A 23,977-nucleotide genomic window follows, 5' to 3' on the forward strand; every position below is an offset into this window, starting at 1 on the left:
ATGACTTTTTATAGTCCACAAACATCCAGTATTGTTGGCGAAGAAATTACTTTAAAAGCATTCAATACTGTTGATGTGAAAGTAAAGTATCGCGACACTTCAGGTTCAAATTCATCCACACATACAATTACAGCAGATAAATTAAAACTTGATTTATCCTCAGGTTTTGATGAGCAGATCTTAACGGGTTCAGCCCGTTTCAAAGTCGGTAATGATACATTTTTAGACCGCTCAGGCTTGTTGTATCGCAATGTGGATCCCGCTAATAACTCAGGTATTCAGTCAGGAGTCATCCAATATGGTACCGGGGTTGTCGAAATTGATAGCTGGACGCCGAATGCTGACAACAGTATTCAGTTACAGTCATTGACCACGACAACGGATCTACCACCAGTCAATAAGATTGCATTTCGTACACCGGTTATTCCACTTCGGGTACAGTCTTTAACTGTGGTCGTGGGTACGCTTGAACATGGTCAACTCACACTGACTGCTGATGAAAATGGTGTGATTGAGTCTTCACGTGCTCACGGTAAAATGAATTGGGATAACGGTTTTGTGCAGATTTATTTCTACACCAAGACCGAAATCACAGCTGCTAATCGTGCAGAGATAGAAGCATATGATTGGTACGATCCACTGCTTGAATATGATGAATTGGGTAAAGCCTATATCAATGTGCCAGTATGGGTGGATGCTTCAAGTGTTCGCTACAATGCGATTGCTTATACCTATCTGCCGATTGATTCTGAGTTATTGGGCTTGTCTGCTACGCGCTTGCCGATCGACGGTCGTGTGCCGATTTTCCGTGTAGGCGGCATAGGTATTGTCAGCTCTACAAAATCACAAGAATTGCCAAGCGCAATTGCCGGCACGACTTATGATTTAAATGATCAACGCATTGCATGGTGTGAGCTTGAAGATGCTAATGGTGTGAAAGTTGGATATGACTTATATACCGTTGATTATGATTATGGCCGTGTGACATTGGGTGGTGATTTTACGCTGTTGAGCTTGGTTGAGCCATTGTCTGCAAAATATCGTTATCAGGACATGGGGCAAATTCGTGATGTGCAAATTAATGGCCAAGTCACTTTTACTAAGCCTTTGACGCATGACTATGATGCTGATAATACGATTGTAGGCTCTGCACTGGTTATTAATGACATGCAAGCGCGTTATACACGGAAGTTTGTGCAGGGTTCGTGGAGTAATGCCTGGGCAGATGAGCCAAGCTCAAGCATTTTAGCCAATTACAACGACTCGCTATACCCACTTCAGGCCACCAACAAAGGCGCTATTCAAGAGCGCTGGGCATTGATCTTTACAGGTGAACAATCATTCCGCTGTATCGGGGAATACTCTGGCCAGATTGGTACCGGTACCACTAATGCAGATTATGCACCAATAAACCCGGTGACTGGTGCGCCATATTTCACTATCAAGAAAGAAGGTTGGGGTAGTGGTTGGGCCAATGGGAATGTCCTGCGTTTCAACACCGTGGCTGCAAATTTTCCTGTCTGGGTGATTCGCACCGTGAAGCAATCCGAACCAACAGTGATTTCAGATCAGTTCCAGATCATGCTGCGCGGAGATATTGACCGTGTTGTTTAAAAATTTAAATCAAATATGACCGCTATATGCGGTCTTTTTTATGGATAAAATAAAATGGCGACAGACGTAGATGTACAATTTTTTAGCCACTTAAATGGCTTAACCCTTGGCAATAACTGGGGTGACTTGACCCGTTTACTTGATACCTGTTTAGTAAATGGGTTGCCGCTCACAAGTATTACTTCTGCCTCAATTGATGCTCAAGGAGATATCACACTTAATTTATATGCAGCTCACAATTGCATGTTATTTCAAATTATTGAATTAACTGGTTTTGCTCCAAATGAGTTAAACGGTAAATATCGGATTAAAGGTGTGCCAAGTTCAAACCAATTGATTCTAAAAGCAGATCATGTTGGCAAAGCCGTTGCTGTTGCAGGCACTGCAAAACTTGCTTCACTTGGCTATGACATTATTTTTCGTGACGCAAATGATGTGAAGCGCGTATATCGTGCTAAAAATCCAAGTGCACAGCATCCATTCATTCGTGTTGATGAGAGCTTAACAAGTCCAGAAGGTGTCACAGGGTTATATAATTCAAGCTATGCAAAATATGCCATGGTTGGTCTGCTGGAGCACATGAATCATATTGATGATTATGAAAATCCTGATGTACTTCAATTACCATTTTATCCAGCTGATCCAGCAAAGAATTGGAAAATTACAGGGTCAGGGAGTGGTGTTATTCGTGGATGGTGCCGCTGGCATTGGGCTCGAAATGCAGATGGATATAGTTCAGGGAATGATAGTGTTTCTCCAGCTAATGGAAATCGCACATTCACTTTGTGCGGGAACAGAGATGCACTCTACAATTTTGTTAGTTTTTCATCAGGTAATGTCAAACAGCTTTTAGGTTGCGGGCTTTATGAAACACCGTACGCTGAAGGCTCCACTAACCCAAATTGGTTTCTCATGGGGCCAACAGACGATAGAACAGCCGGCACTTCTATAGACCACACAAGCATCACAGGTGGCTGGCCTCTAATGTATGGACACTCAAGTGCAAAATTTCTTATCAATGATTTTGAGATAGGAAATAAACCACATCAGTATGCAAATCCAATTGCTCCCAATAAACAACCATCTGGGGCTGTAAACTCTACATACCCAGATGATTATAGAAGTGGGGATAATGACTTGGTAAGCAGCGGTTATTATGTAATGCAGATTCCATTTACTGATGAGATGAGAATCCGCGGGGTGCTAAAACACATTCACTTTGTTGGTGGAAAAGTGGCAAAAAATATAACTACGCCATCAATTGAAGATAAGGCCATGTATGTCTATGACGGTAGTGTTGTTAGTTCCAGAGGGACAGGGGGGTGTTATTTCTACCTTGGAGATATTGAATGAAACCTTTCTCAAGAAAAGTAATGCCCTTGTCTAGTTATTTTCAAAAATTTACCTTGAGTGATGTCACCGGAACTATAAAGGGTTCAATAAATAAATTTGGCCAAAAATATCAAGACGCAACTGTTGTTTTATACAGCAAGGCCAATCTACAGCCAATTGCGGTGAGAAAGCCTGATCAAAATGGCAATTATCAGTTTTTAGGGCTAAATACAGACCTAAAGACTTTCATTGTTGCTTTTGATAAAAAACAGCAATTCAATGCCGTCATTCAAGACAATGTGGTGCCAAAATGAGTAAGACATCAATCAAAGCCCGGCTTGCCATGATTCAGGCCTTTGCGAATTTTATGGATAGCGGTAGTCAAAGTGCTACCGTTATTTTTTATGAGGGTGTGCAGCCAGCCAGTCCTGCTATTGCAGCAGATTCAAACAATGCCTTGGTCACTTTGGTGTTTCCTGAGCCTTGCATTAAGGAAACCACAGCCACTTATGTAGAGCTTCATCCAACCGACACAGCAACCATTATTAAAACCGGCACTGCAGCATGGGCGCGTATTTTTAACGGTGCGGGCGAGGTGGCAGCGGATTTAACCGTGGGTACTGATATATCGCTAGCAAATACCAATTTGGCTTTGGGCGGCACGTTGTTTATCCAGTCCATCAAATTAAGACCTTAAATTAAAAGGGTGCTCATGTGGATTTTAAAAATAAGCTCGGCACCGTTGATGCTCACAACCTAAACTTAAATTTCAAGCCTGATAAAACTGATAGCCATAACATCATTCTGAATTTTGAGCATCTAGCCGACGGCTCGACCAATCTCAATTTCGGTGATGATGTTTCGGCTGTAATCAATACAGCACTTGATACTGAGTTTTCATTTGAAGTCGCGGTGATCTATGCGGAGAGTGGTGCAAATACCGCAGTCATAGACACGGTACTCGATACTGAATTCAGCTTTGAGGTTGTTGCTGTATTTAGTGAAAATACTGATGTTATTGGCCAGATCGATGCGGTTTTAGATACGAGCTTTAGTTTTGAAATCGAAGCAGTATTTGTTGAAAACTTATGCATTATTGATGCGGTTTTAGATACTGAATTTCAGTTTGAGGTTATAGCGCTGTTCGATATCAACCATCTGGTGGGTGTGTCGTATGGCTTTGACATGCGATATCAGAAAGCGATTGCATGCCTGAGCACCACAGAAATACCATGGGCCAAACCAATATTAAGAGTCTCAAATGAGGCTCTTTTTTATGATCAAGGCTTGGTGATTTCCAATCAGACAAATATTCAGTATGAGCAGGCAGGGTCATTAACCCAGGCGATTAGATCCTTGCATGAGCAGGCAACCGGTTTAAGTTCTGATGCTTATATTGTTTGGGAAGAGGGCGATAAACGCTTTATTCATCAGCGCTACTTGCATCAAGAAACAATCAAGCTGCGCCATAACCGGGAAACGGTCTGGCAAGAAATGATTCGTAGGCGTAAGACTTTTACTTACTCGCATGAGGTAGCACAGGTCTTTGAAAAGCGTTTCTCGTTCGAATGGGGTAAAAGCCTTGAGATCATCACTAAGTCGGATTTGCCATGGGATAAAGCCAAAGCGATTCATTATCGCAAGCATCCTGTTTTGCCTTGGCCAAAGCCTGAGCTACCTAAATATGAAGGCGGTACAGATCTAAATTTCATCTGCCTATGTCATGACGTCGATTCACACAATGTTGTTTTAAATTTTGGTGCAGATGACTGTATTCCAGCACTGCCGAAAAGGAACTGGTGGTATATCGTGAATGTATTAACAGCCGAGCGATTGGATACCGGCGAGAAGATAAAGGTCATGGATGGTACATACAGTACCAGCCGATCCCAGTGGTGCTGGACCTACTCAATTACCGTAGCTCATACCGAAAAAGACAAGCTACAGCCGATCAATGACCTACCAGTGATTCTGAAATTGATGATCAATGGCTTTGAGCATCATGTATTACTTGAGACTGAAACGGAAACGATTAAGTTCGCGAATAAGTCTTACACTTATGATGGCCGAAGTGTTACAGCTCTCAATGCAGCGGATTACGCAGCTAAACGATCATTTATTCAAGATAATGAGCGAACGTCGGTGCAGTTAGTTCAGGCGGAAATTGATCGAGCACAATCTGGTACCGAGCTGGACTGGAAGTTGATTGATGACGTTGGTTGGATCGTACCGGTTGAGAGTCTGAGCTATGCCGAACTTGCACCAATGGACGCGATTAAACAAGTGGTCGAAGCTGGCGGAGGTTTCATCTATAGTCAAAAATCAGGTAATACGCTTTCAATCTTGACTCGTTATAAAAAGGGCTATTGGGATGCAATGACTGTAGACGACTACGATATTCTAATTTCACAAAGTATTGTGATTCAACAGACCATTGAGCAGAACAAGGATTATATCGCCGATTACAATGCCATTAATGTTGTGAATAGTCGAAGTGGCGACAGCTTGACTGTGAAGCAGCGCAATACTGCAGGTGATATTCCTCTTGAAGCTGTGACTGGCCCAATGTTTGATGTCGTGTCGGGTGCAAGCTTTGGCAAGATGGAGTTAATCAAAGCCAATATTCAAGAATTCCACACCTTGTCAGGTTTGCCGGTCTCTCAAGAAATTGGTGAGATGTTGCCAGGTAAAACTGTGGCATTCCATGGACAGTGGTGGGGAATCATTGATTCTGTGAGTGGTTCATTTAACCATGGCAAAGTGACTGAATCCATTAAAGTGGAGCGCATCCATCGTGACTAATCCTTTATTTGAACTTCGTAAACTACTGAGCCCGACGCATGTTGAGTTAATTGGAACAATCACTTCCGCTAGCCATCCTGAATATCGTGTTCAAGTGAATGGAGGATCTGGACCAGTACTTTGCACAAGCGGGACAGCCTACAACATTGGGCAACGTGTATTCATTTCAAATCAACAAATCTTACGGCCAGCTCCATCAGGTCAACACAGTCAGATTGAAGTCTGAATCATTGAAACAATGGCACCGAAAGGTGCTTTTTTATTGCCTAAAATTAGGGGGTAACATGTCTGAAACGACAGCAGCGGTGGCAGAAACATCAGCTGCAGCTTTGGGATCAAAAGCAACAGTGACCGGTGGAGCAGCAAGCTTTGCCGGTTTTTTTATGGGCATTGATTGGATGGGGTGGGTAGGTATAGGTGTTGCCGTGCTGGGCTTACTCATTAATGTTTATTTCTCATGGCAACGAAATCAGCGCGAAAAAGAAATTCACGAGCTCACTAAGCGAAAACTAAACGGTGCATGCAATGTCAAACAAGACTAAATATTGGACGTATGGATTAGCAGCTTCGGCTGCTTTTTTTGTGGGCTTAGAAAAGTATGAAGGTTACTCAGCAAAACCATATAAAGACAGTGGTGGGGTTGTAACACAGGGCATTGGATCTACAACCAAGCCAGATGGTAAGCCAATCAAAATGACTGATCCACTAATCACACGCAAGACCGCTCAAGAATGGGCAAAAGCGCACGTGTCTAAAGATGAGATTGCATTTCGAAAGTCGCTTGAAGGAGTGAAGTTGTCTCAAATTGAATACGATACATACCTGGACTTCTCTTACAACTTCGGTGCTGCGAATTGGCGCTCATCTTCAATGCTGCGCAACTTAAAGCAAGGTAAGTATGTGCAGGCATGTAACTCATTACTCAAGTGGAAGTACGCTGCCAAGCGTGATTGCTCTGTTCGCTCAAATAACTGTTATGGCGTGTGGATTCGACAGCTTGAACGTCATTCTAAATGTATGGGAGCGCAGTGAATGGGTGAATTTAAGAAAGTAAGCAATATTTTGCTTGAGTCAAATGGCATTTATTTTATTGAGTGTCCGGGATGCAAAACCTTACATCCTATCCATGTTGGTGAACAACATCGCATTCGATGGGGCTTTAATGGGAATTTAGATGCTCCAACATTCACGCCTTCATTGATGGTAAATCAGGGGCATCCAAGCCAGTGCCACTCATTTATCACTGATGGGAAGATTCAATTCTTATCTGATTGCAATCATAGTTTAGCTGGGCAAACAGTTGATTTATTGCCAGTGGAGGAATTCTAATGTTTCAGACATTTTTAGCTAAATTTTATGAAGCCGTCATTATCTTTTTGGCGGCTTTTTTATTGCTTGCACTTATCGGCTTTGGTGTGCAGACATGGCGAGTTTCAAACTGGCAAGATGATTACGCATTACTTGATGCGAAATATAAAACCGATCTAGCCAAGGCTGAGGCATTAACTGAAAAAGCGAAAGCAGATGCTATCGCAAAAGAAAAACAATGGTCTGAAAAGCTACTCAAAGCGGAGATTCAGCATCGTGATGATATCAAACAAATTATTGCTGATAGCAATAGCGCTAAGTCCGCTATTGATCGGCTGTCAAAGCAAATCGATACAGCCTCAAATCGTATGTCCACAGCTACCCGAGAAACCATCATTGAGTACGCCAGTGCCAGTGGTGTCGTACTCGAAAAATGCGTCAATGAGTATCGAACAGTGGCGCAACGAGCTGATGAACACGCAGCTGATGCAAAACGATTAAATGATGCTTGGCCATAATAAAAAGCCCTCAAGTGAGGGCTATGTTTTTTAAATTACTGCTGAACTGCTACTAGTTAGACTCTTTAGCAATGTGGCCTATAAATTTAGCTTTAATGACCAGTGGGACAGACTGGATATTTTCTACATGACCTTTCATTAGATAGCCCTCAGGCTCTGGGTGACATGTAAGATTAAGCTTAAGTTTGCCAACATTTCCGAAGAGTGAGTGTGCTTCAACATTGTGTTTGATAAACTCAAACACGACCTGTGTATCATTTATTTCGCCAGTATATGAATATATAGTATCGCCGCCATTGGCTATGTTGTTGTCCACAACCAAAATTCCGGTGCCAAAATCAATATTAATACTTTTAAAAATAAGTAAATAAACACCGTTATTCATTAGTGTTCTCGATATAAAAAACTGAGAGTAATAGTTTGATATTAAACGTATTAAAAACTAAATGATGAGTTTTTAATAATTCATTCAGTGGTTGATGTCTGAGTTTCAGCATCATTTTCAAGGGCGCATTTAGATTTTTTCTTGGCTTTTATTTTCTTGTATAAACAGCCAGCTAAAATACTTACACCTAATAGTTTTAAAATTTTCATTTCGAACCTGCTTTTTTAATTGGAGATTAAATAAATAGCATTCAATATTTATTTTTTCAGGTTATTTTTGTAATAAAATATAATTAAGAAAATTAAAATATAAAATTTATTTGATTTTTAGTTATAACAGGCTATTAAATATAAGAATGTATTTTACTAAAAGTTTAATAATATTTCTTGATACATTTAAATAGTATCTATATATAAATAAAGGGTCCAATCTGTATTTGTCACTAATGCTAATGACAAATATAGGAAGTAGTTATGCCAAACTTTAAACAGCCAGGTTCTAAACAGAATCAAGATTCACATAAACAACCTGATAGTGATCAGGAAAATCAACCGCAAAAACAGCAACAAGTTAGTGAACATCAGAGTAAACATGAGCAAAAAAAAGATCAGGCTCAAATAAACAAAGAGCAACAACAAGATAAAAAAAATAATTGAGTTGTTTTTTGTCTCTGATGCAGGGTTAAAGGGGGAGCTGACCACACCTCCTTTGACTTTGAGTGATTTCTAGTTGCTTTATCCCGTTAATAATCATTATGTTTAAAAGGTGAATGTCATGGATACAAAACTAGTTGTTGAAGTAACAAATTTGAATTTTAAAGAAATATTGTTGAATAAAGAATTTCAGCAGAATAATAATGATTATAAGCATTGTAATAAATATGATAAGTTTTGCTACCATTTTATTTTAAATGCAGATGGTGGAAAGGCATATTTTAAAAAGTTTTTATATTTAGGTAAATGTGTTTAATAATTTTTGTAATGTAAATTAAATGTCTTATAACTATGTTCTAAATACATAACCCAGTGCTGTTTTTTAACGTTTCTGTTAATTAAAATTTATTTATTGTTTAAAACAGAAGGTTGAAAACAAAACATAAAGGTAAGTTATGAGTCTGCACACAGAAAGCGTTAATTACTATTCGGCATCAGAAGTTGTAAAGAGATATGGTCAATTCTGAAAGAACAAAATCTCTATAATATTCTAGGCTTGTACCACGTAAATGCTGAATCTATAGAGGGTTGTATAAAGTACTTCAAAGAAAGAAGTACCCAGCAACAATAGAAGGCTTTATTGTTTCCATCTATCTACCATATCAGCCCAATCTTGCATCATTTTCCTACGATCAGCCAAATATTTTGCGTGATTGTATGATGCTCGGGTTTTATTATCGTCAGCATGTGCAAGTTGAGCTTCAATCCATTTCTCATCATAGCCATATTCATTCAGCAAAGTAGAAGCAGTAGCACGCAAGTCGTGAGCTGAAACATCTTCAATAGCTAAATGTTGAAACATTCTATTTAGGGTCATCTGGTTAAGCATTGAATCCGATTTATAAACCGAAGGGAACACATAAACTTTATTACCAGAATTTAAATATTGGTTTTTTAGAATTGCGTAGACTTGTTCCGACATCGGAAGAATATGTTCGCGGCTTTTCTTCATGGCAGCCTTAGGAAAAGTTACGATGCGATCGTCAAAATCTACCCAAGACCATTCCATGCGACGTATTTCTATGGTTCTAAGCATCGTGTAAAGCAGCATAAGACCAGCATTTTTTACCGTTTCAGTGCCGCCGTAAGTTTCTAAGCGAGTTCTGACCTTGATACGCTCATCTTTACTTAATGCTCTTGCATGGGTAACTTCAGGGCGGATAACCACATCACGAACAGCATATGTTGGATCATTCTCAGCGCGTAGGGTAGCAATGGCATATCGCATAACAGCACAAATAAACTTCCTATTCTGTATTGCTGTAACCTCACCAGTGCCACGATTCTTTTGAGATCTAACTCGTTTAATAGTATTTTTCAAAATACCTAAAACATCAGCTGACGTTACGGCTTTAATGTCTTTAGATCCGATAGCCGGAAATACATCTTTTTCCATAGAAACTGAAAATTGGTTTTTGTAGTTTTCAGTCTTAGAGCTTAGGCGCTCTGCATTATTCTAAAGCAACATTTTTAAAAGTATTTGTTAGTTTGCTTTCTTCTTCAAGTTTGAGCTGCTTTCTCTCTAAAACAGGGTGAACTCCTCTAGCAAGTTTTGCCCTCATTTCTTCACGCAAAATGCGAGCATCAGCTAAACCGATTGATGGATACTCACCAAGACTCATAGATGACTCTTTACCTTGATGCGTAAATTTAAAACGCCAAACTTTCGTACCTGATGGGCGAACTTCAATATACAGGCGATCTGAATCTAATATTCGGTAAACTTTCTCTTGTGGTTTAAGTGTTTTAATTTTTGCATCTGTAAGCTTATTGGAGGCCATACGGGTAACGAACGGGTAAATTTAAGGTTACCCGCAATATTACCCGTAAATGTACCGGATTAAGAAGAACTAAAAGGAACTAATACAAACCTATTTTGTAACAAATCAGACTGTTATGTAGGTCAAAGGAACTAATGGGGAGTAGTGTGAATCTCAGTACTTTTTTTCGATCATCAAAAGCATGAGCGTATTAACCTTTGAAATTTATGCACTTAACTGTGCTTAGAATAGTCCGAAATGATTCTAAATAGTTGTATATTGACCCAAATATCGTGTGGATATTTTAAATAGAAAAATAGTGAAATATTTAGAATGCAGCCAATCATAGCAAATATTATTCAATTTCTGCTGAACAATTTCGCCAAAGTTCATCGCAACTGAAATCATTTCAGCAAATTATCGACTTATAAATTTAGGATTTAAGTTGAACAAAGCAATAGGCTGAATTTAAGTGTTTAAAATGTGTTCAATTGATATTTTAAAAAGATCTGCTTACTGTCGTTAAAAATTGCAATTCAGGCTCTAGCTGGAAAAATATGAACCGTTTTGAAGCAAAATCACCAAAATGGAGCACAATTAATGCAAAGGTAGATTGATCAAAATTAAAACAAAATGGTTAAATCTACTTCAAAAAAAGAGTGCTTTAAGGGCTCAAAAAACCTAAATATCGATCATGAATATAGTTATCACGCTGGTATTTTCCCAGCCATAACTAGCTAAACCATTAGTTTCTATCGTATTTAAATTCGACCTTAAAGCTTTAATAAAATCCCAATAATTTTATCGTTGAAAGCGATTAATCATTTTGGTGCATACTGGTGCAAAACCAAGTTGCACTATTTTGATACACCTGCGAGAAGTTTTTAAACAAAAGTGATGAAGAGTGGCTGAATATGGTGCATTTACTGTTACACACAGTATAATAGTCGAAAAGCAAGGAGCTAAAATCTTCTATTCTGATAAGGAATTCAGTATTTTAGCTTAGCTTTTAAAAGTTGGTACGGTAATTGCTTAATAACTACCAACTACTAACACGCACTTCAGTGTGCACAAAAAAATCATCGGAGCAAAATGAGCATGGCGAACAAGGTCCTTCAACTCATCCAAGAAAGTGGCGCAAAATGGGTCGATTTTCGCTTTACTGATACTAAGGGTAAAGAACAACACGTAACTTACCCAGCAGATTCAATCGACGAAGATACGTTTGAAGATGGCAAAATGTTTGATGGTTCTTCAATTGCTGGTTGGAAAGGCATTGAAGCATCTGACATGATCTTACGTCCAGATGCAGAAACTGGTTTTATCGACCCGTTCTTTGCAGAAGCTACAGTTGTTGTGACTTGTGACGTTATCGAACCTTCAACTGGTCAAGGTTATGAACGTGACCCACGCTCTATTGCTCGCCGTGCGGAAGAATACCTAAAATCAACTGGTATCGGTGATACTGCTTTCTTTGGTCCAGAACCAGAATTCTTCGTATTTGACGAAGTAAAATGGGACATCGATATGTCTGGCGCGCGCCACACATTAATCGCTGAAGAAGCTGCTTGGTCTACTGGTAAAGATTACGAAGCAGGTAACTCTGGTCACCGTCCACGTGTGAAAGGTGGTTACTTCCCAGTTCCTCCTGTAGATTCTTCACAAGATATGCGTGCAGAAATGTGTGCAAAAATCGAAGACATCATGGGTCCAGGTCGTGTAGAAGTACATCACCATGAAGTTGCATCTTGCCAGCTTGAAATCGGTGTAAGCTTCAACACTATGGTTCGTAAAGCGGACGAAGTTCAACAATTCAAATATGCTGTTTGGAACGTTGCTCACCAATATGCTAAAACTGCTACGTTTATGCCTAAACCAATGGTTGGCGATAACGGTTCTGGTATGCACGTTCACATGTCAATCTCTAAAGATGGCAAGAACTTGTTTGCTGGTGATGAATACGCTGGTCTTTCAGAAATGGCGTTGTACTTCATTGGCGGTGTGATCAAACACGCTCGTTCATTGAACGCAATCACAAACCCATCAACTAACTCGTACAAACGTTTAGTTCCACATTTCGAAGCGCCGATTATGCTTGCTTACTCAGCACGTAACCGTTCAGCTTCTATTCGTATTCCTTATGTTTCTAGCCCTAAAGGCAAACGTATCGAAGCACGTTTCCCAGATCCAATGATGAACCCGTACTTAGGTTTCGCTGCGCTTCTTATGGCTGGTCTTGACGGTATCCAAAACAAGATCCACCCAGGTGAAGCTGCTGACAAGAACTTGTACGACCTTCCTCCTGAAGAAGAAGCTAAAATCCCTACAGTGGCTCATAGCTTAGATATGGCGCTTGAAGCTCTTGCAGCTGACCATGATTACCTTCTTAAAGGTGGCGTGTTCACTAAAGAAATGCTTGATGCCTACATCGAACTTAAAACTGAAGAAGTTCGTCGTCTTAACACGACTACTCACCCAGTTGAATTCGACATGTACTACAGCTTGTAATTCTGTACAGAATTTCACTGTAAAAAGACCCGCCTTGTGCGGGTTTTTTTATGGGATGGGTTAAGATAAGGCAAAGAGTTGAATGAATATCTAAACATGGCAAAACCGCGAAAAAAACATACCGGTTTTTTCCCTTGGATTGATCCAGCAGATCAGGCAAAGGGATTTAAACTTAACTTCTCAGAAGTAACTTATTTGGAAGTGGGCATAACAGTTGAAGGTTATAAACAGGCTCAATTTGTCGAGCTGAAAAACCCAGAGCTGGCATTGGAGTTTGATTACCCTGAAAGTTTTTATATTACGACCGAAGGGTTGGTTTTAATAAAAACGCCGCAAGGCAAGTTTGAAGCCATTGCCAAGACAGATAACTTTTAATTCAATACTAAAAAAAATTGAACTGAAAAAATGACCTACAACGTTGCAGGTCATTTTTTATTGAGCATCTGTCAATTTACCAATCGTCATTGCAAACCATGCTGTTTTAAATTGTCGATTTCATATGGTGCATCTTCGGCAGGGTAGCGTAAGTTTTCTAATCCTTTTGTTTTGGCAATCGACCAAATCACACTTTCACCCGCAGGGATGTTTTGACTGTGCTGCGTATATAGTGGGTTTTGTAGGGCGCGCTCAGCTGAAATAAATGTCCAGCCATGCTGTTGAAAAGCAGTAATGGCATCCTTTAAAAATGCGGCATTAATGGCATTTACATGTAAAAGCAAAACATGCTGCGGTGAACGTTGTAAAGTGAGCTGCGCAAGCTGGTCATAATAATCTGCTCGGTGAAGCAGGTGAGCAATATACGCTTGTTTTAGACGCTCTAATTTGTCAAAGTCTTGCTGTTTGGCATAGTCGAGATATTTCCGGTTATAAAACCAGTCACTGGCATCAATACTCACACCGCCAATGCGGTATTGATGCTGCTCTAACCAGTGATAGACAGCATCACGTTTTTCAGCGTTATTACCTTCTTTTAAAAATGGATAACGGTAAATACGGATGTAATTCGGCAGCGTTTTTAGCACTGTATCTGCCTGTTCAATGCTGTGCAGATAATCGTGTACAGTGACATTTTCTTTATTCAGATTTTGGTGCAGTGCACTATGATTGCCAATCAGATGGCCAGATTGTCCCCACGCTTGAATCAGTTGTTTACCTTGATAATCGCCAATTTTAATCAGGCTAGGGAAGACAATAGTTTTGATTTGTTGATCATGCAGATGTTTTAAAATTTGGGCATTGATTTGTTCCGCTTGTGCGTTAAACACTGGATTTAATCCATCATCAAAACTGAGTGCAATAGATTTTGCTTGAACCGTGATATTGGCACAAAGTAAAACGAAAAAAATAAAAACATGTAGTGGGTTATATGGAAACATTATGCTTGTGTAATTTAGTGGTTATCCACGACATCATACTGTGTATGTGAGGTTTGTGTTGATTGCATATGTAATGAAGTACTTAAGCCGTTTTGGTTTTGCTCATTTTACTGAAAACAAGCTATGGGTCATGAAAAACGATGTTGAGTTGGTTACACTAAGGATTCGCTATACTCAGCAAATGCTTATAAGGGAAATGAAATATGCAGCGTCAAGCATGCGAAATGCGGGATAAAAGAATGTCTCGTGAATTAAGAACATGGTTGTATGCTTCGGGTTCATTAACCCAACAATTAACAGATTTTGCCCAAGGCGTATTTAAGGTTGAGCCGAGTATTGAGCAATTTCAACGTATGACGCTTCAAGATGCACGGTGGCTACAAATGCCAATACAGCACACAGCTTGGGTACGTGAAAGTTATTTATATGGCTGTGAAGCTGAGCCGTGGGTCAAGGCAAAAAGTATATTTCCAATCCTCAGTATACAAGGCCGTGCGCGGATTTTTCAGCATATTGGAAAAAAACCCATCGGACATTTTTTATTTCAACGTACCAATCCGAAGTGTGAGCGGCGTGTACTGTGGCTAGACGATGGTTGGACACGTCAGAGCTGTTATACTTGGCATGGTTGTAAATTTATAGTTCAGGAAACTTTTTTAGCGAGTTTTGAGCAATATTTGCAGAAATAACATTACCAGATGAAGGACAGTCATGGCCGTGGTGCAAAAGATTACTTGGCAGCAGCGTTTAGAAGCTTATTACTATTTATGTCGCTTCGATAAGCCAATTGGCACGGAACTGGTTTTTTGGCCAACTATGTGGGCACTGTGGATTGCCAATCAAGGAACACCGCAATTCAGTATTTTGATTCCTATGATTTTGGGTACGATATTTATGCGTGCAGCAGGTTGTGCGATTAATGACTTTGCTGACCGTAAAGTCGATGGTGCTGTGGAAAGAACCAAGCATCGTCCTCTAGCGACAGGCGTAATTAGCGCTAAAGAAGCCATATATGTATTCTTGATCTTGGTGCTTGCTAGCGCATGTATGTTGTTCTTTTTACCGATAGAAACTTTTTATTGGTCCTTTGGTGCATTGTTTTTAGCGTTCATTTATCCCTTTATGAAACGCTACACGCATCTGCCACAAGTATTTTTAGGCGCGGCATTTTCATGGTCGATTCCTATGGCTTACACCGCAGTAGGGCAAACACCTGATTTAACGTGTTGGTTATTGTACTTTGGTAATTTGGCGTGGACCGTTGCGTATGATACACAATATGCCATTACTGACCGTGAATATGATTTGAAAATTGGCGTGAAATCGACTGCGATTTTATTTGGTAAATACGATATTGAAATTATTTCATTATTGCAGGTGCTTAGTATTGTACTAATTGGTTCTGCACTGTATTTAGAAGATCTCTTGATGCCATTCGGTTTGGTCGCGTTGTTGGCTGTGGCTGCCGATTTTATTTACCAGTGGACTAAAACCAAAGGCCGTGATCCGCAGTTATGTTTTTGGGCGTTTCGCCATAACCGTTGGGTAGGGCTTATGATTTTTATTGGAATTTTCATGGCACTGACGCTTTAATGTCATTGATCTGAAACTGTTTAAAATGAGCTAAAGCATCCTATTTGGGTGCTTTTTTTTATGCATTAATAAAAAGGCATGTAGTTTCATGCTTAAAGAATAATGATTAAAAAGGATATTTTATGAAAAGTTCAAAAATAGCATTAGCTCTGACAGTTGCAGTTTCTATGCTGTCTTTAACCGCGTGTAATGACGATGATAATGACTCATCATCTTCGAATCAAAAATCAACATTTGTGTCTGAAGCAAATTATGCTTTAGATACTGTAGACAATACATCGTCCATTAAAGTCATGACGTATAACATGACCAATGTGCAGGGGAAAGCAGCAACAGCAACAGCCTTAGTATTATTTCCAAAAGCTACACAACCTAAAGATGGGTATCGTGTTGTGGTATGGGAGCATGGAACAGTCGGGGCTGGAGATGAATGTGCGCCAAGTAAAAATCTAATTCATCCACGTTTTAAAATTCTAGCTAATACGCTTATGGCGGCAGGTTATGTAATTGTGGCACCAGACTATGAAGGTTTAGGTACGAAGGGGGTGCATCCATACCTCAATTTATCGAGTGCGGCAAATTCGGCACTTACTGCGGTTAAAGCAGCAAAAGAACATTATGGTAAGCAACTCAATGGTCAGTGGATGTCGATCGGTCAATCGCAAGGTGGTCATGCATCCTTAGGGACGGCGGAATTTGCAAATACGGATGCAAACTATAAAGGGGCAGTGGCAGCCGCACCTGCATCGAGTTTGGGGACGATTATTAAGATCTATCTTGATCCTGCTTTAAATCTGGATGACAACGGCGTGAGTAAGGGCGTCAATATCTTAGATGAACAATTGCTTCAAATTCGTTACGCGCTTGCAAATAACATAATCAATGCACAGCAAGCAGATGCGTTAATGGGGCAACTTGCAGATGGCTATGCTGAGCTTTTGGCATATGCTGCATTGACCAGTTCGGGTATTAAAGCCTATGAGCCAAATTATGATTTAAAAAATATCTTTACTGCAGATGCTGGTGTTATTGCAGAAAAAGCCTATGGACGTACAGGGGATGATGGTGCATGTTTAAGTTATGCCGATCCAAATGGCGCAAATGGTTTGCAAGAACAGTTTAAAGCAGCTGTGATTGAATTCTTAAAAGATCCAACGCATATGGTTTCACAGTACGGAATTGATTTGAATAAAATCGATACCGATCCCGTTGTTCAGAAATTTTTAAATGATAATCAGCCAGCGACGAATGCAACTGCTGCCAAAGTAATTAAAGCCCCTGTTTATATTATTCAAGGTGAAGAAGATAAAGCTGTATTACCTCCTGTGACTCAAGCTTTATTTGAAAATATGAAATTGCAAGCGGTGAAATACTTCCCACAGGCAAAATATGAGGATGGATATTTATTGGATATTGTGCCAAAAGCAAGTCATACACAGGCGATTATCTGTAGAAATGCGCAAGCGGTCGAATTTATTCAAGCTAAAATGTCCGCAGGTACAGGTATTGATTTAACCAATGAGCAAAAAGATGCGAGCCAAAGTCCACATTGTACGGGTATAGTTGCTTCAAGCTAAGTTTTTAAATAATAAAAAAGGAGCATGTCTCCTTTTTTTATTGAATATTGGATTGTTAATCATTCAATCCGTGAAAATGAGGGGGTATAGTTGGTTAGAGTAAAGAATGATATGAAGGCTTGAGCGAATTTTGTTTTTTGCTATATTGGGCGTCGAATTATTTATGTAAATGAAAGAATCGTTATGTCTGAAGTTAAGCCAAAGCCCAATACCAAAAAGATGATCATTTTGATGGCACTTGGGCTATTGATTCCTATATTTTTGGTCAGTATGGCTTTTCTTGCAGTCAATAGTGATGCCAAAAACCAAGAAAAATATAAGCAACAACAAGCTGAAATGATTGAGCGCATTAAAGCTAAAGAAGCCCAAGATGAGGCTTTGGCTGCTGAGGCTGACCAAGCAGTATCAGAAGTGCTGGCTGCTCAAGAGTCAAATGCTCAATAAAATTCTGTTTACATTATCGATGTGAATGCAATGCGCATTCACTCAATGTTTGATTTTGATTTACGTATTTTACAACTATTTATTTATATCATGCCTGAGCGTGTGAACTGTTGGAATACTGGTGTAGCGGATTACACGGTAGCCCGCTTCTTCAAGCATTGCATCACGTTCAGCATCTTCTTGCTCTTTGCCTATATGACTAGGGTCATCCAGTTCGATAATCACAAGCACATTATAAGTTTGGTCAAGTATGACAAAATCAGTGACTTTTCGATTAAATCTATTCCTAATTTTATAATTTTGATTGGTGATCAGTGCGCTAAAAGCCACTTGGGCTAAAATGTGGTAGTTCGGAAATGCTTCATTTAAACGATGAAACATCTTACTTTCAAAGGCAGTGATTACACGACGTGGGAAAAACTTTTGTTTGCTTCTAAACAGTCTCGGAAAGACTAAGCAGACAAGTGCAAAAGTTGCCAAGCAACCAATAATAAAAAATATGAACTGACTGAGATCTGGCACGGAATAAACTACATATATGAAAAAAGCCCACGTCATGATGCGTGGGCTTTTTAGAATTTGGCTCTCCAACCTGGGCTCGAACCAGGGACCTGCGGATTAACAGTCCGTCGCTCTACCGACTGAGCTATTGGAGAATCTGCACGCATTCTATGGGGCAAATGCAGTGAGGTCAAGTCGGAATTGCAAAAAATAAGAAAATTTAGGCTGAATGTATTAAATATAAACACCTTTAATATAAAGTGTTTTTAAAACTTAAGCTTTGATAATTGCTTCTAATGTGGAAGGAGAGGTCGGTGAATAGCTTAGGTCATAGAGCAAGTGATTCTTATCTTAAAAATAAAAGCCTAGAGCATAAAAAAAGCCCACGACATAATGCGTGGGCTTTTAGAATTTGGCTCTCCAACCTGGGCTCGAACCAGGGACCTGCGGATTAACAGTCCGTCGCTCTACCGACTGAGCTATTGGAGAATCTGAAACGGATTCTAAAGATGTATGGCAGGGTGGTCAAGCCTGATTTAAATAAAATACAGAAAAATCAAATTAAGTGTTTTAAAAATAGCCGAATCAGACAAGTTAGTACTTATACGGATACTTTTAGGAAAGCATAAACAAAAAAGTAGGTATGCTTTGCTTAAACAACAGGCAATAAAAAACCCACTTCGTAATGAGTGGGTTTTTTAGAATCTGGCTCTTCCACCTGGGCTCGAACCAGGGACCTGCGGATTAACAGTCCGTCGCTCTACCGACTGAGCTATGGAAGAATAGATGGCTCTCCAACCTGGGCTCGAACCAGGGACCTGCGGATTAACAGTCCGTCGCTCTACCGACTGAGCTATTGGAGAATCTGATGCGCATTTTAGGGATGAATTTTAAAGTGGTCAAGCAGATTTGATGAAATGACTATTTGAATGTTTTTTTATTGTTCAAGTCTAGAAATTTTTTCTTAAATAGTGGTTATTTTTGAAGTTTTTTATATCATCTAGGTTGCTGATTTGCTTTATCGTCAAATTTTGTAGATTTAAATTTTTAAGCGTAGTTATGCGTTTCTCTTGATCTAAAGGAATTATAATTTGGAATAATAAATATATTTCTAAAATTTGATGGTTTGCGAAGGTATCTAAATGAAATTTAGAAAAAGACATAACAGGTTTAATGGTGTTTTGGTATAGATTAAAAAGATTTTGATTGTGTTTGAATACAATCCTTAATAAATATTCATTACCGACAGGTAATAGTTTGTAGTGACTTTTTGTGTTGTTAATGGATATGCTTTCTATTTGATCATAGTTAAACTGAATTTTCATTATATAAAGTTGAATTATACAATGACTTTCGAAAAATCTAATTTGTGGCAGTCCATTTTTGATGATAAGTAAAATTAAGACGAATTCCATAATTGATAATCCAGTCAGTATTAGTGCTGAATTAAAACTATATTTAATAGATTCTTGAACATAAGAGTAACTCACATACTGGATTATAGTGATAAAGATAAACATCACTAATATTTTGGTATATTTTGCTTTTATGATTAGTAATGGCTCTTGATTCATTCTTTTGTGTAATATTGTTTGTTGTGGCAGTATGATATTTAAAGCATAAAAAATCACCCTAAAAGGGTGATTTTTTTGACTTTTGAATAAGTTTTAAAACTTATTTTTCAACGCCAGCAGCTTGACCTGCATATTTAGCGTTTGCATAGTCCCAGTTCACTAGGCTTTCTAAGAAAGTAGAGATGTATTTAGGACGAGCGTTACGGAAGTCGATGTAGTAAGCGTGTTCCCAAACGTCGATAGTCAACACAGCAACTTTACCGTGAGCAAGTGGAGTGTCAGCATTTGAAGTTTTAAGGATAGAAAGGTTGCCGTTTACTTCGTCAGCAACTAACCAAGCCCAACCTGAACCGAATTGAGTTGCAGCAGCATTTGCAAATTCTTCAGCGAATTTTTCGTAAGAACCGAAAGCTTCGTCGATTTTAGCTGCTAAAGCGCCAGTAGCTTTACCGCCACCGTTTTTAGCCATACAGTTCCAGTAGAATGTGTGGTTCCATACTTGGGCTGCATTGTTGAAGATACCAGCTTTAGAAGCATCGCCTTTAACAGCAGTGATGATTTCTTCTAAAGTTTTGCCAGCAAGGTCAGTACCTTCAATTGCTTTGTTTAGATTAACCACATAAGTATTGTGGTGTTTGTCGTGATGGTATTCTAAAGTTTCTTTGCTGATGTGCGGAGCAAGATCTTCGTAACCGTAAGGTAACGCTGGTAAAGTAATCGTTGTCATGTTTTCAATTCCTTGCATTTTGCTGGGTTTTGACATTAAGTGCCGTTATTGTAATAGATTCTTGCAGTAAAATGCGCATTGCTTATAAATAACAATACAGAATAAAGCCTGAAAATATACGTATAAGGACTGAGCCAAAGACCAAGACGATTTAAATTAAATCGGGTTGTTTAATTCGAAATAACTATACTCAATATTGAACTGTTCTGAAATAGCTTTTGCGAGTCGTTGTACACCATAACGCTCGGTTGCATGATGTCCACATGCATAATAATGCACGTTTAATTCTTCAGCCTCATAAAAAGTGCGTTCACTCACTTCACCTGAAATGTACGCATCACAATCTAATGCAGCCGCCTTGCCAATAAAGTCCTGTGCGCCGCCCGTACAAAAACCAATTTTTTGAATAGAGGGTTTATCTGCTGGCAGGTGAATGGCATCAAATCCTAATCTTTCAGAAACGAACTCTTTAAACGCCGCTGGAGTCATGGCTTGTTTTAAATAACCAACATTGCCAATAGGATTGCGCTCAGTAGGATCTAAGGCTTCAATATTCTCTAATTCGAGCAAATCTGCTATCGCTGCATTATTACCTAAAGTAGGGTGACTATCTAAAGGTAAGTGATAGCCAACTAATGAAATATCTTTTTTGATCAGGCTTTTGATGCGTTTGCCGCGCATACCAGTGATTGGGTAAGCTTCACCTTTCCAAAAATAACCATGATGTACCAATAGCAAATCAGCTTTCGCTGCTATCGCGGCTTCAATCGCTGTTTGTGACGCGGTAACTGCACATAAAATTTTATGCACTTCTGCTGAGCCTTCAATTTGCAAGCCGTTGGGAGCATAGTCCTTAAATTCATGTGCTTTGAGTGTGCTGTCACACCATTGAATAATTTCACTTAACTGAGCCATATACTGTCCAAAATCTCAAAAAGATGCATCAAAATTTACGATTGTTTAAATTGTAACTAAAGAATCACAAATCTCTGTGTTTATTTTTAAGTTTGTTGAAAATATTACATTACAATACGATATAAATTATTTAGCCATCAATGAATTATAAAATTTAGAGGATATAGACGTGCGTCGGACCTTTACATGGTTACCTTGGGTATTATTAATACTTGTGATCATCGGTTTCTTTACATGGCAACAGGTTCAAAAACCTAAAGCACCCATTGCCCCAGATGGGGTTAAAATGCCTGCAGAAAAGGTTGAGCCTCTCATTGATACGTCGCGTACAGGCGGTGTAGTTTCGTATAGTGCTGCGGTAAAAGTTGCTGCTCCAGCGGTTGTCAATATTTTCACTACGCAAAAAGTGAAACAATTGGATCATCCTTTATTAAATGATCCTGTTTACCGTGAGTTTTTTGGTAATCAACTTCCAGATCAAACCAATCAAAACGAAAATAGTTTAGGTTCAGGTGTGATTGTTCGTCCAGATGGCTATATTTTGACGAATAACCACGTGATCGCACAGGCCGATCAGATCGTTGTGGCTTTACATGATGGTCGTCGTGCTGAAGCGAAAGTTGTGGGCACAGACCCAGATACAGACTTAGCTGTGATTAAGATTGAAATGAGTCAATTACCGGTTTTACCGTTTAAGCTAAGTGGCAATGAAGTCGGTGATGTCGTCCTAGCGATTGGTAACCCTTTTGGCGTGGGTCAGACGGTTACGCAAGGGATTATCTCAGCTACAGGTCGTTCAGATTTGGGAATCAACACTTACGAAGACTTTATTCAAACAGATGCGGCGATCAACCCCGGCAACTCTGGTGGTGCTTTAATTGATGTTGCAGGGAACTTAATTGGTGTAAATACCGCGATCTTCTCGCAGTCAGGTGGCTCTTTGGGGATTGGTTTTGCCATTCCTGCAAAAGTGTGCCAACAAGTGCTGAACGCTATTTTAAAAGATGGGCGAGTGGTACGTGGTTGGTTAGGTATTAGTTTACTTCCAATTAAACAAGAAAATATTTTAGATCCACGGGTGAATGGCGTGATTGTCGCAGATGTCATTCGCAATGGACCTGCAGCACAAGCAGGTTTAAAACGTGGTGATAAAATCATGAAAGTGAATAATGAGCTAATTACCTTGACTTCGCATTTAATCAACTACGTTGCACAACAAGCGCCATTGAGCACTATGCAAATTGACATTGAGCGAGACGGAAAGGTGATGACATTACCTGTACAAGTGGGAGAGCGTAAACCGCAAACTCAAAACAGTGACTCGCAATATATTCCATTACCCCGCTAGCATAGAAAATCCCTCGTCATGAGGGATTTCTTTTGAGTACCTTTTTTTGTATATCGCTTTGAAGAGCATCGTTTGCGCCAAACAATGCGCTTTGTAATTGAAATATCAATTACAAAAATGCATTGCACGCTTTGCTGAATTTGGCTTAATTTATAAGCAATAATAATCAGATAAGCGTATAAGAATATGAGCTTTTTACCCGCTGAACATGCCAAAGTTTTATCCAGTCAAGCCAATTTAGATATCGCCTTATATAAGACACGTTTGGCTTTGCTGATTGAGGAAAATGCCAAACAGGGGAATACCGCCGTATTTACGGTTTTACCCAAGCATTTAGCTTTAGAAGAGATTCGAAGTTTATCTGCTGAGCTTACAGAATTGGGATATCAAGTTCGATTTGAAGTGAATGAATTCTTCTATAATTTTAATGTCTACTGGATTTGATTCGGGATTCACTGCATTTAAGGTCGTAAGTTAAAAACAAGATGAAACCCTTTAGAAAACCACGCTAAGCGTAGTTTTCTAAAACTGTTTTATAACGCAGTATCTTATTCAGATTTTTGATAGTCGTTAATGACTTCAAGCGCCGCACGAAAGGCTTCTTGAGTCGCTGGTGCACCACAATATGGCAAACTATGAAGTAATACTTCCTGAATTTCTTCTACAGTCGCCCCGTTATTTAAAGCACCTCGGACATGACCTTTGAGTTCTGTCGGACTTTTTTGTGCTGTTAAAAATGCAATAGTAATCAGTGAGCGATATTTACGGGGTAAAACGCCTTCACGCTGCCAAGTTGAACCCCATGCATGCTCATTAATCCAATCTTGCAACACATTAATATAAATGCTAAATATGTTTTAATTATCAATATCTTATCTGTTTTATTATAAATTACAGTACTTTAATTAAATAAGCCGCTTGCCGATTAATAACGATTAATACAGATTAACAAGTATTAAAGCTTATCGAATTACGCCATAAT

At 39.3% G+C, this 23,977-nt stretch carries 26 protein-coding genes, 4 tRNA genes and 2 pseudogenes; 20 read left to right on the forward strand and 12 right to left on the reverse strand.

The genetic code is table 11. The features are described from left to right. Genes FTV11_RS07495 through FTV11_RS07540 form a run of 10 tightly spaced genes read left to right on the forward strand, consistent with a single transcriptional unit; the run spans window position 1 to window position 7,574 of the window. A complete protein-coding gene (locus FTV11_RS07495) occupies window positions 1-1,614 on the forward strand; it encodes a hypothetical protein (protein WP_180073697.1) in 1,614 nt (537 codons plus the stop codon). A 54-nt stretch (window positions 1,615-1,668) separates the two neighbouring features. After that, complete coding sequence (locus tag FTV11_RS07500; protein WP_180073698.1) at window positions 1,669-2,967, forward strand: hypothetical protein; 1,299 nt, start codon at window positions 1,669-1,671, stop codon at window positions 2,965-2,967. Next, window positions 2,964-3,260, forward strand: coding sequence for a hypothetical protein (locus FTV11_RS07505; protein WP_180073699.1), 297 nt, complete (start codon window positions 2,964-2,966; stop codon window positions 3,258-3,260). The genes FTV11_RS07500 and FTV11_RS07505 overlap by 4 nt, the downstream gene beginning before the upstream one ends. Next, window positions 3,257-3,643 (forward strand): hypothetical protein, encoded by a 387-nt coding sequence (locus FTV11_RS07510; protein ID WP_180073700.1) that lies wholly within the window; start codon window positions 3,257-3,259, stop codon window positions 3,641-3,643. Before FTV11_RS07505 ends, FTV11_RS07510 begins: the two co-directional genes overlap by 4 nt. Window positions 3,644-3,660: 17 nt before the next feature. Further along, entirely contained in the window at window positions 3,661-5,748 is a 2,088-nt protein-coding gene (locus FTV11_RS07515) for a hypothetical protein (protein ID WP_180073701.1), read from the forward strand. Continuing rightward, window positions 5,741-5,974, forward strand: coding sequence for a hypothetical protein (locus FTV11_RS07520; protein ID WP_180073702.1), 234 nt, complete (start codon window positions 5,741-5,743; stop codon window positions 5,972-5,974). The genes FTV11_RS07515 and FTV11_RS07520 overlap by 8 nt, the downstream gene beginning before the upstream one ends. Window positions 5,975-6,032: 58 nt before the next feature. Next, window positions 6,033-6,290 (forward strand): holin, encoded by a 258-nt coding sequence (locus tag FTV11_RS07525; protein WP_180073703.1) that lies wholly within the window; start codon window positions 6,033-6,035, stop codon window positions 6,288-6,290. Beyond that, complete coding sequence (locus FTV11_RS07530; protein WP_180073704.1) at window positions 6,274-6,780, forward strand: lysozyme; 507 nt, start codon at window positions 6,274-6,276, stop codon at window positions 6,778-6,780. Before FTV11_RS07525 ends, FTV11_RS07530 begins: the two co-directional genes overlap by 17 nt. Further along, entirely contained in the window at window positions 6,781-7,077 is a 297-nt protein-coding gene (locus FTV11_RS07535; RefSeq protein ID WP_180073705.1) for a DUF6527 family protein, read from the forward strand. It abuts the gene before it with no gap. Beyond that, window positions 7,077-7,574, forward strand: a complete 498-nt coding sequence (locus FTV11_RS07540) for a hypothetical protein (RefSeq protein ID WP_180073706.1) — start codon at window positions 7,077-7,079, stop codon at window positions 7,572-7,574. Before FTV11_RS07535 ends, FTV11_RS07540 begins: the two co-directional genes overlap by 1 nt. A gap of 52 nt (window positions 7,575-7,626) precedes the next feature. On the opposite strand, the gene FTV11_RS07545 is transcribed toward FTV11_RS07540, so the two are convergent. Together FTV11_RS07545 and FTV11_RS17085 are read right to left on the reverse strand one after the other, a co-directional pair. After that, the gene (locus FTV11_RS07545) at window positions 7,627-7,959 is read right to left on the reverse strand and encodes a GrlR family regulatory protein (RefSeq protein ID WP_180073707.1); all 333 of its coding nucleotides are present in this window, start codon (window positions 7,957-7,959) and stop codon (window positions 7,627-7,629) included. 80 nt (window positions 7,960-8,039) lie between these two features. Then, window positions 8,040-8,168, reverse strand: coding sequence for a hypothetical protein (locus tag FTV11_RS17085; protein WP_257223205.1), 129 nt, complete (start codon window positions 8,166-8,168; stop codon window positions 8,040-8,042). Window positions 8,169-8,432: 264 nt separating this feature from the next. Here FTV11_RS17085 and FTV11_RS07550 point away from each other — a divergent pair, with 264 nt between their 5' ends. Both FTV11_RS07550 and FTV11_RS07555 read left to right on the forward strand, forming a co-directional pair. Next, the gene (locus tag FTV11_RS07550) at window positions 8,433-8,615 is read left to right on the forward strand and encodes a hypothetical protein (RefSeq protein ID WP_111884537.1); all 183 of its coding nucleotides are present in this window, start codon (window positions 8,433-8,435) and stop codon (window positions 8,613-8,615) included. 118 nt (window positions 8,616-8,733) lie between these two features. Further along, window positions 8,734-8,928, forward strand: a complete 195-nt coding sequence (locus FTV11_RS07555) for a hypothetical protein (RefSeq protein ID WP_180073708.1) — start codon at window positions 8,734-8,736, stop codon at window positions 8,926-8,928. Window positions 8,929-9,249: 321 nt separating this feature from the next. On the opposite strand, the pseudogene FTV11_RS07560 reads toward FTV11_RS07555, so the two are convergent. After that, window positions 9,250-10,453, reverse strand: a pseudogene (locus tag FTV11_RS07560) (tyrosine-type recombinase/integrase). A gap of 1,071 nt (window positions 10,454-11,524) precedes the next feature. On the opposite strand from FTV11_RS07560, the gene glnA reads away from it, so the two are divergent. Together glnA and FTV11_RS07570 are read left to right on the forward strand one after the other, a co-directional pair. Further along, window positions 11,525-12,940, forward strand: coding sequence for a type I glutamate--ammonia ligase (glnA, locus tag FTV11_RS07565; RefSeq protein WP_180073709.1), 1,416 nt, complete (start codon window positions 11,525-11,527; stop codon window positions 12,938-12,940). Between the two features lie 96 nt (window positions 12,941-13,036). Beyond that, entirely contained in the window at window positions 13,037-13,315 is a 279-nt protein-coding gene (locus tag FTV11_RS07570; protein WP_180004871.1) for a hypothetical protein, read from the forward strand. A gap of 86 nt (window positions 13,316-13,401) precedes the next feature. Here the strand turns inward: FTV11_RS07570 and FTV11_RS07575 are convergent, their stop codons facing one another. Next, window positions 13,402-14,316 carry a polysaccharide deacetylase family protein gene (locus tag FTV11_RS07575; protein WP_180073710.1) on the reverse strand — a complete coding sequence of 305 codons (915 nt, stop codon included), beginning with the start codon at window positions 14,314-14,316 and terminating at the stop codon, window positions 13,402-13,404. Window positions 14,317-14,519: 203 nt separating this feature from the next. On the opposite strand from FTV11_RS07575, the gene FTV11_RS07580 reads away from it, so the two are divergent. From FTV11_RS07580 to FTV11_RS07595, 4 genes are all read left to right on the forward strand, one after another. Beyond that, complete coding sequence (locus FTV11_RS07580) at window positions 14,520-15,005, forward strand: chorismate lyase (RefSeq protein WP_180073711.1); 486 nt, start codon at window positions 14,520-14,522, stop codon at window positions 15,003-15,005. A gap of 22 nt (window positions 15,006-15,027) precedes the next feature. Further along, window positions 15,028-15,909: a 4-hydroxybenzoate octaprenyltransferase gene (ubiA, locus tag FTV11_RS07585; protein ID WP_180007667.1), complete on the forward strand. Its 882-nt coding sequence runs from the start codon at window positions 15,028-15,030 to the stop codon at window positions 15,907-15,909. Between the two features lie 122 nt (window positions 15,910-16,031). Next, entirely contained in the window at window positions 16,032-17,486 is a 1,455-nt protein-coding gene (locus FTV11_RS07590; protein ID WP_180007668.1) for a S9 family peptidase, read from the forward strand. Between the two features lie 183 nt (window positions 17,487-17,669). Then, window positions 17,670-17,930, forward strand: coding sequence for a hypothetical protein (locus FTV11_RS07595; RefSeq protein WP_168379169.1), 261 nt, complete (start codon window positions 17,670-17,672; stop codon window positions 17,928-17,930). A 75-nt stretch (window positions 17,931-18,005) separates the two neighbouring features. Here the strand turns inward: FTV11_RS07595 and FTV11_RS07600 are convergent, their stop codons facing one another. From FTV11_RS07600 to FTV11_RS07630, 7 genes are all read right to left on the reverse strand, one after another. Then, window positions 18,006-18,488 (reverse strand): DUF2726 domain-containing protein, encoded by a 483-nt coding sequence (locus FTV11_RS07600; protein ID WP_218945491.1) that lies wholly within the window; start codon window positions 18,486-18,488, stop codon window positions 18,006-18,008. A 22-nt stretch (window positions 18,489-18,510) separates the two neighbouring features. Then, window positions 18,511-18,586 (reverse strand) — tRNA-Asn (locus tag FTV11_RS07605). A 258-nt stretch (window positions 18,587-18,844) separates the two neighbouring features. Then, window positions 18,845-18,920 (reverse strand) — tRNA-Asn (locus FTV11_RS07610). A 217-nt stretch (window positions 18,921-19,137) separates the two neighbouring features. Continuing rightward, window positions 19,138-19,213: transfer RNA gene (locus FTV11_RS07615), tRNA-Asn, on the reverse strand. 5 nt (window positions 19,214-19,218) lie between these two features. After that, window positions 19,219-19,294: transfer RNA gene (locus FTV11_RS07620), tRNA-Asn, on the reverse strand. 811 nt (window positions 19,295-20,105) lie between these two features. Further along, the gene (locus tag FTV11_RS07625) at window positions 20,106-20,732 is read right to left on the reverse strand and encodes a superoxide dismutase (protein ID WP_078192384.1); all 627 of its coding nucleotides are present in this window, start codon (window positions 20,730-20,732) and stop codon (window positions 20,106-20,108) included. Window positions 20,733-20,888: 156 nt separating this feature from the next. Next, entirely contained in the window at window positions 20,889-21,647 is a 759-nt protein-coding gene (locus tag FTV11_RS07630) for a Nif3-like dinuclear metal center hexameric protein (protein WP_180007670.1), read from the reverse strand. Window positions 21,648-21,816: 169 nt separating this feature from the next. Between FTV11_RS07630 and FTV11_RS07635 the strand changes: the two genes are divergently transcribed. Together FTV11_RS07635 and FTV11_RS07640 are read left to right on the forward strand one after the other, a co-directional pair. After that, the gene (locus FTV11_RS07635) at window positions 21,817-22,995 is read left to right on the forward strand and encodes a trypsin-like peptidase domain-containing protein (RefSeq protein WP_180073712.1); all 1,179 of its coding nucleotides are present in this window, start codon (window positions 21,817-21,819) and stop codon (window positions 22,993-22,995) included. Between the two features lie 186 nt (window positions 22,996-23,181). Next, complete coding sequence (locus FTV11_RS07640; RefSeq protein ID WP_078191893.1) at window positions 23,182-23,439, forward strand: hypothetical protein; 258 nt, start codon at window positions 23,182-23,184, stop codon at window positions 23,437-23,439. A 104-nt stretch (window positions 23,440-23,543) separates the two neighbouring features. Here the strand turns inward: FTV11_RS07640 and FTV11_RS07645 are convergent. Next, window positions 23,544-23,825, reverse strand: a pseudogene (locus FTV11_RS07645) (carboxymuconolactone decarboxylase family protein); the annotation flags it as partial. Between the last annotated feature and the right edge of the window lie 152 nt (window positions 23,826-23,977).

The sequence above is a fragment of the Acinetobacter sp. YH12231 genome (assembly GCF_013417755.1).
GTDB classification, from domain to species: domain Bacteria; phylum Pseudomonadota; class Gammaproteobacteria; order Pseudomonadales; family Moraxellaceae; genus Acinetobacter; species Acinetobacter amyesii.